This is a genomic window from Streptomyces sp. NPDC048389 (assembly GCF_040706335.1).
Lineage (GTDB): Bacteria > Actinomycetota > Actinomycetes > Streptomycetales > Streptomycetaceae > Streptomyces.
Genome location: NZ_JBEZKP010000001.1, coordinates 180,369 through 192,145 on the forward strand (window position 1 = coordinate 180,369; position 11,777 = coordinate 192,145).

General features: G+C 69.1%; 8 protein-coding genes. 7 read left to right on the forward strand and 1 reads right to left on the reverse strand.

Going from position 1 to position 11,777, the window contains the following annotated elements; translation table 11 throughout:
• Positions 1-28: 28 nt before the first annotated feature.
• Both AB0903_RS00825 and AB0903_RS00830 read left to right on the forward strand, forming a co-directional pair.
• The gene (locus AB0903_RS00825) at positions 29-1,297 is read left to right on the forward strand and encodes an MFS transporter (RefSeq protein WP_366697564.1); all 1,269 of its coding nucleotides are present in this window, start codon (positions 29-31) and stop codon (positions 1,295-1,297) included.
• A 406-nt stretch (positions 1,298-1,703) separates the two neighbouring features.
• Positions 1,704-1,877 carry a hypothetical protein gene (locus AB0903_RS00830; protein ID WP_366697566.1) on the forward strand — a complete coding sequence of 58 codons (174 nt, stop codon included), beginning with the start codon at positions 1,704-1,706 and terminating at the stop codon, positions 1,875-1,877.
• A gap of 93 nt (positions 1,878-1,970) precedes the next feature.
• On the opposite strand, the gene AB0903_RS00835 is transcribed toward AB0903_RS00830, so the two are convergent.
• Positions 1,971-3,437: a CCA tRNA nucleotidyltransferase gene (locus AB0903_RS00835; RefSeq protein ID WP_366697568.1), complete on the reverse strand. Its 1,467-nt coding sequence runs from the start codon at positions 3,435-3,437 to the stop codon at positions 1,971-1,973.
• 178 nt (positions 3,438-3,615) lie between these two features.
• Here AB0903_RS00835 and AB0903_RS00840 point away from each other — a divergent pair, with 178 nt between their 5' ends.
• The 5 genes from AB0903_RS00840 (at position 3,616) to AB0903_RS00860 (ending at position 11,697) form a co-directional block, all read left to right on the forward strand.
• Complete coding sequence (locus tag AB0903_RS00840; protein ID WP_366697570.1) at positions 3,616-5,943, forward strand: DUF6049 family protein; 2,328 nt, start codon at positions 3,616-3,618, stop codon at positions 5,941-5,943.
• A 45-nt stretch (positions 5,944-5,988) separates the two neighbouring features.
• The gene (murJ, locus tag AB0903_RS00845) at positions 5,989-8,133 is read left to right on the forward strand and encodes a murein biosynthesis integral membrane protein MurJ (RefSeq protein ID WP_366697572.1); all 2,145 of its coding nucleotides are present in this window, start codon (positions 5,989-5,991) and stop codon (positions 8,131-8,133) included.
• A gap of 148 nt (positions 8,134-8,281) precedes the next feature.
• Positions 8,282-10,039: a protein kinase family protein gene (locus tag AB0903_RS00850; RefSeq protein WP_366697574.1), complete on the forward strand. Its 1,758-nt coding sequence runs from the start codon at positions 8,282-8,284 to the stop codon at positions 10,037-10,039.
• Between the two features lie 39 nt (positions 10,040-10,078).
• On the forward strand, positions 10,079-10,783 hold the full coding sequence (gene sigM / locus AB0903_RS00855) for an RNA polymerase sigma factor SigM (protein WP_366697576.1): 705 nt from the start codon (positions 10,079-10,081) through the stop codon (positions 10,781-10,783).
• The gene (locus AB0903_RS00860; protein WP_366697578.1) at positions 10,780-11,697 is read left to right on the forward strand and encodes a hypothetical protein; all 918 of its coding nucleotides are present in this window, start codon (positions 10,780-10,782) and stop codon (positions 11,695-11,697) included. Before sigM ends, AB0903_RS00860 begins: the two co-directional genes overlap by 4 nt.
• Positions 11,698-11,777 lie beyond the last annotated feature (80 nt).

An 11,777-nucleotide genomic window follows, 5' to 3' on the forward strand; every position in this document is an offset into this window, starting at 1 on the left:
ACCCTCCGCGTATGTGACGCTTGCTCGCATGCCCGTCGTACGTGATCTGCGCGTACTCCTGCGCCTGCCGAACTTCCGCCGCCTGCTGACCGTCCGGTTGCTCTCCCAGTCGGCCGACGGCGTCTACCAGGTCGCCCTCGCCACGTACGTGGTCTTCTCGCCGGAAAGGCAGACCTCTCCGGCGGCGATCGCCTCCGCCATGGCCGTGCTGCTCCTCCCGTACTCCTTCGTCGGTCCCTTCGCCGGAGTCCTGCTGGACCGCTGGCAACGCCGTCAGGTGTTCCTCTACGGGAATCTGCTGCGCGCCCTGCTCGCCGGCTGCACCGCCCTGCTGATCATCGCCTCTGTCCCGGACTGGCTCTTCTACGCCTCGGCCCTCGCCGTCACGGCAGTGAACCGCTTCGTCCTGGCCGGACTCTCGGCAGCGTTGCCGCGTGTCGTCGACCCCGACCGCCTGGTCATGGCCAACTCCGTCTCACCCACCGCCGGGACCCTGGCCGCGACCGCCGGGGGCGGCCTGGCCTTCCTCGTGCGCGTGGTCGCCTCCGACTCGGACGCCGCGGTGGTCCTGCTCGGAGCGGTGCTCTATCTCTGCTCGGCGCTCTCCTCACTGCGCATGGGCCGCGAACTGCTCGGCCCCGATCAGGACGTGGTGCAGCCCCACCTCGGCGCCGCGCTCGCCTCCACCGCGCGCGGGCTGCTGGACGGGCTGCGACACCTGGGCCACCGCCGGGCGGCCGCCCTCGCGCTCGCGGCGATGACCATGCTGCGCTTCTGCTACGGGGCGCTGACCGTCATGGTGCTCATGCTGTGCCGCTACGCGTGGTCCGCCTCGGAGTCGGAGGGACTCGCTCTCCTCGGGGTGGCTCTCGCCGTCTCCGGCGCCGGCTTCTTCGCGGCGGCCGTCTTCTCGCCATGGGGGATCGACAGGCTCGGCCGGTTCGGATGGATGGTGGCCTGCACGGCGGCTGCCGCCGTCCTCGAGCCGGCCCTGGCCCTGCCGTTCGCCGCCGGACCGATGCTGGTCGCCGCGTTCGTGCTCGGCCTTGTCACCCAGGGCTCGAAGATCGCGACGGACACCGTGGTGCAGACGTCCGTGGACGACGCCTTCCGGGGCCGGATCTTCTCGCTCTACGACGTGCTGTTCAACGTCGCCTTCGTCGGCGCGGCCGCCGTCGCCGCCCTCATGCTCCCCCCGGACGGCCGGTCGGCTCCGCTGGTCGTCATGGTGGCGGTGATCTACGCGACCGTGGCCGCCGCTCTGGGCCGTTGGAGCCGTACCGGCCGAGTGCTATAGCGTGCCCGCGTCAACAATTCGAGGCACATTCACGGGGGCTTCCGCATGACTTATCCACCGCAGCAGGGACAAGGGCCGTACGGGCAGCCCGGCCCGTAAGGCCAGCAGCCGCAGCAGCCCGGGTACGGCTACCCGCAGCAGCCTCAGCCCGGACGACCTCAGCCGGGGTACGGCTACCCCCAGCAGCCTCAGCCTCCGCAGCAGCAGTGGGGGACGCCGCCCCCACCGCCCCCGGCTCCCGCGCGTGGGGGCCTCAGCCTCAAGATGAAGTTCCAGATAGCCGTGGGCATCCTGGCCGCGATCGCGTTCGCCGTCTTCTGGTTCATGGGTCGGGACGACGCGGACACCGCAAAGGTCGGGGGACTGCCTCAAGAACAGCGGCAGCGACATCAACCCGGATCTCCAGGTGGTCGACTGCGGCGGCGCCGAGGCGGCCTACAAGGCGGTGTCCGTGCACGACGACACGACGAACCGGGAAATCTGCCAGGACAGGGCCGACATCGGCTACTTCGAGCAGGCCAGCGGCCGACGCAGCTCGAGCAAGTCGTGTGTACTGTGCCTCAACGAGATCAAGAAGTAGCTCGCCTCAGGGTTGATGTTTCACGTGAAACATCAACCCCGACCGAAGCGAAACGGCGCCATGTTTCACGTGAAACATGGCGCCGTTTCACGTTCAGGACTGAGCCGCCCACCACTCCTTGAGGGCCGCCACCGCGACATCGCGCTCCATCGGCCCGTTCTCCAGCCGCAGATCGAGGAGGAAGGCATACGCCTTGCCGATCACCGGGCCGGGGCCGATCCCCAGGATCTCCTGGATCTCGTTGCCGTTCAGGTCCGGCCTGATCGCGTCCAGCTCCTCCTGCTCCTGGAGCTGCGCGATGCGACCCTCAAGGCCGTCGTAGGCGCGGGAGAGGGCTCCGGCCTTGCGCTTGTTGCGTGTGGTGCAGTCCGATCGCGTCAGCTTGTGCAGCCGGTCCAGCAACGGCCCCGCATCGCGCACATATCGCCGAACCGCGGAATCGGTCCACTCGCCGGTTCCGTAGCCGTGGAAGCGCAGATGCAGCTCCACGAGGCGGGAAACGTCCTTGACCATCTCGTTCGAGTACTTGAGCGCCGTCATCCGTTTCTTGGTCATCTTCGCCCCCACCACCTCGTGGTGGTGGAAGGAGACTCGGCCGTCCGGTTCGAACCGTCGCGTCCGGGGCTTGCCGATGTCATGCAGCAGGGCTGCCAGCCGCAGCACCAGGTCGGGCCCGTCCTCCTCCAGGGCAATGGCTTGATCCAGCACTGTCAGAGAGTGCTCGTATACGTCCTTGTGGCGGTGATGCTCGTCGCTCTCGAGCCGCAGGGCCGGAAGCTCGGGCACCACATGCGCGGCGAGACCCGTGTCGACCAGCAGCGCCAGCCCCTTACGGGGGTGGGCGGACAGCAGCAGCTTGTTCAGCTCGTCGCGCACGCGTTCGGCGGAGACGATCTCGATGCGATCCGCCATGGCCTTCATGGCGGACACCACCTCGGGCGCCACCTCGAAGTCGAGCTGTGCGGCAAACCGTGCGGCCCGCATCATCCGCAGCGGGTCGTCGGAGAACGACTCCTCAGGGGTGCCGGGCGTACGCAGGACCTTCCGGGCGAGGTCTTCCAGACCACCGTGGGGATCGATGAACTCCTTCTCCGGCAGCGCCACGGCCATCGCGTTCACCGTGAAATCGCGACGGACCAGGTCTTCCTCGATCGAGTCGCCGTAGGAGACCTCCGGCTTGCGCGACGTCCGGTCGTACGCCTCCGACCGGTAGGTCGTCACCTCGATCTGGAAGCGCTGTGCGGCGTCCCCGACCTGCTCGTCCTTCTGAGCACCGACCGTACCGAAGGCAATGCCGACGTCCCACACGGAATCCGCCCACGGGCGGACAATCTTCAGCACATCCTCCGGCCGCGCATCCGTCGTGAAGTCGAGGTCGTTCCCGAGCCGGCCGAGCAGCGCATCGCGGACCGAGCCCCCGACCAACGCGAGACCGAATCCGGCATCCTGGAAACGGCGAGCCAGATCGTCGGCGACAGGCGACACCCGCAGCAATTCACTCACCGCGCGGTGCTGCACCTGACTCAGGGCAGTGGGGTTGTCTTCATTGGCGTTCGGCACAACAGAAAAGGGTACGTGCCCGGGCCGACCGGGTCGTCCCCGTTTCGGAGCGCGGTACGCACCTCCTGATCTTGTGGACCACTCCGCGGCACTTCGGCACAGCGGGCCTCGTTACCATGCGTGGACGCAACAGGCGGAGAACCACCCAAGGCAGCAGACGACGAGGGACGGACAGCGCGTGGCCGAGGCGGCAGACATCCAGGGGATGCGCATCTCTCCTGCGCGCCGGTGGCTGCGTCGAACAGCCTCCCTGATCACCGGCGTGCCACTGGTGGCCGGACTGCTGTACGGGCCCGCCGCGGCACCGGCACACGCGGCGGAGGAGCCCACCGGATCGCGCACCGTGGATGTGTCCCTGGACACGCTCACACCGGTAGCGCCCGGGCAGAAGGACCGGATCACCGTCTCGGGGACAGTGGTCAACAAGGGGCGGCAGACGATCACCAATGCCCACGTCGACCTCCGGGTGGGCCCGGAGATCAACGGCAGGACCGCCATCGACCGGGCAGCGGAGAGAACGGGCTACACCTACGGTGTCGACGGCCCGACGATCGACGACAAGTACAGCGTCAAGCTTCCGAAGCTGGTCTCCGGCGTCAGCTACGACTTCACCCTCTCCGTGCCGGCCGATGAGCTTCCCCTCGACGAGGACGGCGGCGTCTATCAGCTGGGGGTCTCCCTCGCGGGACAGACGTCGCCGGTGTCCTACGAGCGTGTGCTGGGCATCGAGCGCACCTTCCTGCCCTGGCAGCCGAAGGGCCTGGAGAAGAAGACGCGCCTCACCTACCTCTGGCCTTTGATCTCCTCGACCCACCTCACCTCGGAGACGGGTTCGGACGAACAGCAGACACCTGTTTTCGAGGACGAGGCACTGGCTGCCGAGCTCGCCCCCGGCGGCCGGCTCGACCAGCTCGTCTCGCTCGGCAGGGAGCTGCCGGTCACCTGGGTCATCGACCCGGACCTTCTGGCCACCGTGGACGCCATGACACGGAACTACCAGGTGAAGGCCGGCGACTCGACGGTCGCCGGAAAGAACCAGGCGATTGCGAAGCAGTGGCTGAGCGCCGTCGAGGCCGCCGTGCAGGGTCGGAAGGTGGTCGCTCTGCCCTTCGCGGATCCGGATCTCGCCTCCCTGGCGCACAGGGGGAAGTCGGTCTCCGGATCGCTCAGCCACCTTCAGCCGGCCACCGAGGTGGCCGAGGTCACGGTGGAGACGATCCTTCATGTGAAGCCGTCGCTCGACTTCGCCTGGCCGGTAGAGGGCGCGATCGACTCCTCGATCGTCGACGTGGCCACCTCCGCCGGGGCGCACAAGGTGATCGCCCGCAGCGACAGCCTTCAGGACACCCTCCCCTACACGCCCACGGCCGCCCGTCCCATCGGCGGCGGCACGACCGCCGTGGTCGCCGACGCCCGGCTGTCGACCGCCTTCCAGGGCGACATGACCCGCGCCGGCGAGTCCACGCTCGCCGTCCAGAACTTCCTCGCGCATTCGCTGGCCCTCGCGCTCCAGGACGCGGAGAACCAGCGGAGCATCGTCGTGGCCCCGCAACGCGTGCCCACCATCGCCCAGGCCCAGTCCATGGCCCGCGCACTGCGGGCCCTGGAGCCACAGCGCTGGACGCAGCCTCTGGACCTGGTCGCCGCGGCGTCCGCCAAGCCGGACGCCGACGCGAACAACCAGGTGCCGGGCCCCTCCCGGTACCCCGCCGAGCTACGCAAGCAGGAACTGCCGGTCCAGGCTTTCGAGGACATCAGGAAGACGCAGAACACCCTGGACAAGTTCAAGGTCATCCTCACCTCCGCCGACCGGGTGGAGGCACCGTTCGGGCGCGCCGTCGACCGCGAGCTGTCGACCGCCTGGCGAGGCAAGCCGGAGGCGGCACAGCAGTACCGGTCCGGCGTCCATTCCTATCTGCGGAGCCTCACCGAAGAGGTCCAGCTGATCGAGAAGTCGGATGTGACCCTGTCGGGGCGCAGTGCGACCATCCCGGTCACGGTGCAGAACCAGCTGGTCCAGGGGATCGACGACCTTGTACTGCAGCTGAGGTCCACCAACCCCAACCGTCTCCACCTGGGCGGGGACGAGAACAAGGGAGTGGCGGAGCAGCCGATCAAGGTCGAGGGCGGCCACAGCCAGTCGGTGAAGTTCCCGGCCGCCGCCAATGCCAACGGCCCGGTCCAGATGACCGCACAGCTCTACACCGCCGACGGCACCCCCTATGGGCAGCCCATGTCGTTCACGGTGAAGGTCTCGGAGATCACGCCGACCGTCATGCTCGTCCTCGCCGGCGGTGTCCTCCTGCTCGTCCTCGCGGGCATCAGGATGTACACCCAGCGCAAGCGCGCCGCCGCGGCGAATGCCGGTGCCGCGAGCGATCACGACCCGGCTGACACGGAGAGTGACACCGACGGCTCCGATCCCGAGCAGCCGAGTGACCTCGCACCTGACACCGGACCGGAAAACGGCAACCCGTCGGGCGCTGGTGAGAAAGTGGACCGTTGAGCGATGTCGTGGCCGGTCGGCCGGGGACGATGAGGTGGGGTAGTCATGAACGCGCCGTACGACGGTGACCGCGGTACGGGCGCGGGTGGTGACCCGGCAGGTTCGTTCCCGCCGCAGCAGCCCCCGTCCGACCCGTATGCACAGGACCCCTACGTCGGGGACGCCTACGCCGGCGACCCCTTCCAGGCCCAGGATCTGTCCGCCCAGGACCCGGTGGACGAAGCGCTCTACGACCGCTCGGCGCACCCGCCGCCACCTCCGGGTACCTACCAGGAACCGCCGCCGCTCTATCAGCAGCCCGCTGCGCCCCAGTACGCCCCCGACCCCCGCATCTGGGCGCAGACCCCTCCGCCGGAACCCGAGGGCCCGTCCCGTCATCTGCCGTACGGTGACGACGCACGGACCACCCAGTTCACCGGCGTGGACGACTTGGTCTCCCGGGCCGGGGGGAACAAGCCGGAGACCGACGCGTTCGCCCACCTCTTCCGGGACCAGCAGTCCTCCGTACCGCCTCCCGCCCCCGAACCGCTGCCCGCCGCACCGGCCCCCAAGAAACCGCAAGGGCGCGCCGCCGGCCTGCTGAGGTCCAGCGCCGTGATGGCGGCGGGGACCCTGGTCTCCCGGCTCACAGGTTTCGTACGCAGCCTGGTGATCACCGCCGCCCTCGGCGCCGCGCTCCTCGGCGACACCTTCACCGTCGCCTACACGCTGCCGACGATGATCTACATCCTCACCGTCGGCGGTGGTCTCAACTCCGTCTTCGTCCCGCAGCTGGTCCGCGCGATGAAGAACGACGCCGACGGCGGTCAGGCGTTCGCCAACCGTCTGCTCACACTCGTCATGGTGGCGCTCGGCGCGATCGTCGCCGTCGCGGTGTTCGCCGCGCCGCTGCTGATCCGGCTGATGTCGGACACGATCGCCTCCGATCAGGCGGCCAACGGCGTCGCGGTCACGTTCGCCCGCTACTGCCTGCCCACGATCTTCTTCATGGGCATCCACGTGGTCATGGGACAGATCCTCAACGCCCGTGGCAAGTTCGGCGCGATGATGTGGACCCCCGTCCTGAACAACATCGTGATGATCACGACGTTCGGACTCTTCATCTGGGTCTACGGCACCTCGGCCGAGTCCCAGATGGGTGTGCAGACGATCCCGCCGGAGGGTGTCCGCCTGCTCGGCGTCGGAACGCTCCTCGGGCTCGTCGTCCAGGCGCTGGCCATGATCCCGTATCTGCGGGAGACCGGCTTCCGCTTCCGCCCCCGGTTCGACTGGAAGGGCCACGGGCTCGGCAGGACCGTGAAGCTGGCGAAGTGGACGGTGCTCTTCGTCCTCGCCAACCAGGCGGGCGTGCTGGTCGTCACCCAGCTCGCCACCGCGGCGGGCAAGGCATCCGGCGCGGAGGGCGCGGGCTTCATCGCCTACACCAATGCCCAGCTGATCTGGGGCATGCCGCAGGCCATCATCACCGTCTCCGTGATGGCGGCGCTGCTGCCCCGGATCTCCCGCGCCGCCCATGACAACGACCCCGGCGCCGTACGCGACGACATCTCCCAGGGCCTGCGCAACTCGGCCGTCGCCATCGTCCCGGTCTCGTTCGCGTTCCTGGCCCTCGGTCTCCCGATGTCGACGCTGCTGTTCGCCTCCACCGGTCTCGAGGCGGCCCGGGGCATGGGCTTCATCCTGATGGCCTTCGGTCTCGGCCTCATCCCGTACTCCGTGCAGTACGTGGTGCTGCGCGGCTTCTACGCCTACGAGGACACCCGGACCCCCTTCTACAACACCGTCATCGTCGCCGTCGTCAACGCAAGTGCCTCCGCACTGTGTTACGTGCTGCTGCCCGCCCGATGGGCCGTCGTGGGCATGGCCGCCTCCTACGGCCTCGCCTACGCGGTCGGCGTGGGCGTCGCCTGGAGGAGGCTCAAGAACCGCCTGGGAGGGGATCTGGACGGCTCCCACATCATGCGTACCTACGCCCGGCTCTCCATGGCCTCCGTGCCCGCGGCAGTGGCCGGCGGGGCCGTGGCCTACGGCGTGCTCATGGCCCTCGGCAGCGGTGCCGGCGGCTCACTGGTGGCGCTGGTGGCAGGCGGTGTCGCGCTCATGAGCGTCTTCTTCGTCGCCGCCAGGCGGATGCGCATCGAGGAACTCAACGCCATGGTGGGCATGGTGCGTGGTCGTCTCGGCCGCTAGGCCCTGCGGAAACGCCGCCTGGCAGGGGCATCGAACGCGCCCCGCACAACCATCGTCGGACCCCGTGTGTCGTGCATGGCGTCGGACTGTGGGCACAATTGGCATGGCTGTTGGACATGGCGCAACGGATGGGGAGGCAGGAACGACGGTGGCGGAACGTAGCACGGCTGCCGTCGACGTGGCCGACAACGGCGGGGACGAACCGCTGACCGCCAAGGCGGGCAAGGCCACGACCGACGGGGCGGCGGAATCCGAGACGGCAAAATCCCCTACGGCGGACTCCCGAAGCACGACGCGGAAGGAGACTTCGGACAAGGACGGTGAACAGCAGGGCGACCGGCCGCCCCACTCCACGCCCGAACTCCACAGCGGTCACAAGCTCGCCAGACGCTACCGGCTCGAGGAGTGCGTCACCCGACTGGACGGTTTCAGCAGTTGGCGTGCGGTCGACGAGAAACTGCGGCGCGCTGTCGGCGTGCACATCCTCCCGTCCGACCACTCCCGGGCGCGCTCCGTCCTGGCAGCCGCCCGCTCCTCGGCGCTGCTGGGCGATCCCCGGTTCGTCCAAGTGCTGGACGCCGTCGAGGAGAACGACCTCGTCTACGTCGTGCACGAATGGCTGCCCGACGCCGTCGAGCTGACCGCTCTGCTGGCCGCCGGACCATTCGAGCCGCACGACGCCTACCAGCTCGTCGACCAGCTCTCCCAAGCCATGGCCGCCGCCCACCGCGAGGGCCTCGCCCATCTGAGGCTCACGCCGGGGGCCGTACTGCGCACCTCGACGGGCCAGTACCGGATCCGTGGCCTGGCGGTGAACGCCGCCCTGAGAGGTATCTCCGCCGACAGCCCTCAGCGTGCGGACACCGAAGCGATCGGTGCCCTCCTGTACGCCGCCCTGACCCAGCGCTGGCCCTACGAGAACGATGCGTACGGCCTCTCCGGGCTGCCCAAGGGAGTCGGTCTGATCGCTCCCGACCAGGTGCGGGCCGGCGTACACCGAGGGCTTTCGGAACTCGCCATGCGCGCCCTGATCAACGACGGCGCCACGGCGTCCCGCGAAGAACCGCCGTGCACCACACCCGACGAACTGGCCAAGGCCGTCGCCGCCATGCCGCGCATCCGCCCGCCGGAGCCGTCCTTCACCGCACCGCCCGAGTACCAGCGCAGCACGTACCAGCAGACCAACCACGGGCGGCCGGGCAGCCGGCCGGGCGCGCCCGCCACCACCCAGCCGACACCCGCACCACCCCCGCCCCTGCAGACCCGCACCGGCAAGGCCCTCAAGTGGGCCGTCTCCGCACTGCTCATCGCTGCACTCGGCCTCGGTAGCTGGCAGATCGCCGACAAACTGCTGGACGACCGCAACGCCACGGACGAGCCCGAGACGTCCCAGACCGCGGGCCCGGAAGGAAAGGACGACAAGCCCAGGGCGCCGGTGCCGCTGGCGATCCAGGACGCGCAGGAGTACGCGCCGGACGGCAGGCCGCAGAACGCGGGCAAGGTCGGTGCCACCTATGACGACGACACGGCGAGCGACTGGCGCACCGGCTTCTTCGTGGACGGGCCGGAGCTGGTGCCCTCCGTCAAGAAGGGTGTGGGCATCGTCTATGACCTGGGGTCCGACAAGGAGGTGTCCGGTGCTTCCATAGCGTTGCGCTACGGCGGCAACCACACCACCATGACTCTCTACGCGGTCGACTCCCTGGCGCCGTCCGGCTCCGTCGACTCGATGGAGAAGCTCGCCACGGGGCAGACCAACGGAACGGATCTCACGCTGACGGCCCAGAAGGCGGCCAAGAGCCGGTATGTACTGCTGTGGATGACCGCGATGCCCTACTCCCCGCAGGACGGGTACAACGGTGCCGGACACAAGCAGGGCATCGAGGACGTGAAGTTCACCGGCTGACGGACAACCGCACCGACGACATGGGGAGGGGGCTCACCGTTGGACAACGCGACGCTCGGTGACGCAAGCGACCAGGACCTGCTGGCGCGCCACGTCGACGGTGAGCCCGATGCCTTCGGTGAGCTCGTCCGGCGCCACCGCGACAGGCTGTGGGCCGTCGCCCTGCGCACCCTGGGGGATCGCGAGGAGGCGGCCGATGCCGTCCAGGACGCCCTGGTCTCGGCCTTCCGGGCGGCCCACACCTTCCGGGGCCAGTCCGCAGTCACCACATGGCTGCACCGCATCACCGTCAACGCCTGTCTCGACCGGGCCCGGAAGGCAGCCTCCCGCAGAACCTCACCCGTGGACGACACGGAGCGTCTGGAACAGCTCCTGGAGCCGCACGAGTCTGCAGAGGCCCCCGCCGAGCGCCACGACCTTCACCGAGAGCTGCTGGCTGCCCTCGCCAAACTTCCGGTGGACCAGCGCGCCGCCCTCGTGCTCGTCGACATGCAGGGCTACCCCGTCGCCGAGGCTGCGCGGGTGCTCGAGGTACCGACCGGAACCGTGAAGAGCCGCTGCGCCCGGGGCCGGGCCCGCCTCCTTCCCATGCTCACTCATCTGCGTCGTCAGGACGGGGATAGCAGCGACATCGGCATGGGAAGGAACCGGACGCCGGGGACATCCGTCCCACCGGCGTCGGGACCAAGAGAGTCAGGGCAGAGTGACCCTGCGGCAGTGAAGGGCGGAGGTGGGCGCGCGTGACATCCTCGACCGGCAGGGCCGACACCACTCAGCACCCGGACGTCTCGGAAATCTCCGACCTCACCGAAGGCATCCTCGCGGCGTCCCGTACAGAGGAGGTGCGTCGACACCTCGACGACTGCGTCCTCTGCTCGGACGTACAGACGTCTCTGGAGGAGATCCGTGGCCTGCTGGGCACACTGCCCGGCCCTCCACGCATGCCGGCCGAGATCGCCGGCCGTATCGATGCCGCTCTCGCCGCGGAAACTCTGCTCGACTCCACCACCCGCGGTGAAGCAGCCCATGTTTCACGTGAAACGGTGCCGCGGCCTCTCACGGCGGAGCAGCCGCCCTCGCCCGCCCGCCCGGCAGGACATCCACGCGCCGCGACCGGTCCTGGACGAAAGGGCACGGCGCGTCGTCGGCACACCACCGTCCTCGGCGCCGTTCTCGGTGCCGCCGCCGTGGGTGTGACGGTGGTGTTCCTCCAGTCGACGCAGGCAGGCTCCGGCAACGATGCCGCGACGGCACAGAAGGAAACGAGCGTCAGCACTGCGGCGCGCGACGGCGCGGAGTTCTCCGGCACGGCCCTCGACAGCCGTGTCCACACTCTGCTGGCGGACGGCCGCACACAGGAGGCCGCCCCCAGGATCGAGAAGGCGCCTTCCCTGGACAGCGGTCCTACGACCGTCTCGCCCAAGAGCAGCCCGGACGCAGTCGTACCCGCCTGCATCCAGCAGGGGACGGGACGGACCGACAACCCGATCGCCGTCGAGCAGGGGACCTACGAAGGCGCGACCGCGTATCTCGTCCTCATGGCACACCCCAAGGACGACACCCGGGTCCAAGCGTACGTCATCGACGCGGCCTGCGTCGACCGCCCGGCCGAGCCCGCGGGCGAGCTGCTTCTCAGCCAGTCCTTCCCTCGCCCCTGAGACCTTTGAGATATCGCCGGTGCCGCTCCGGTTCCACGGGAATGCACGCCCCGTAGGATCCGTTGGGTGGGGTGAGAGTC

Coding starts and splice junctions, on each gene's coding strand:
- AB0903_RS00825 (WP_366697564.1), top strand. CDS start 29: ATGCCCGTCGTACGTGATCTGCGCGTACTCCTGCGCCTGCCGAACTTC.
- murJ (WP_366697572.1), top strand. CDS start 5,989: ATGAACGCGCCGTACGACGGTGACCGCGGTACGGGCGCGGGTGGTGAC.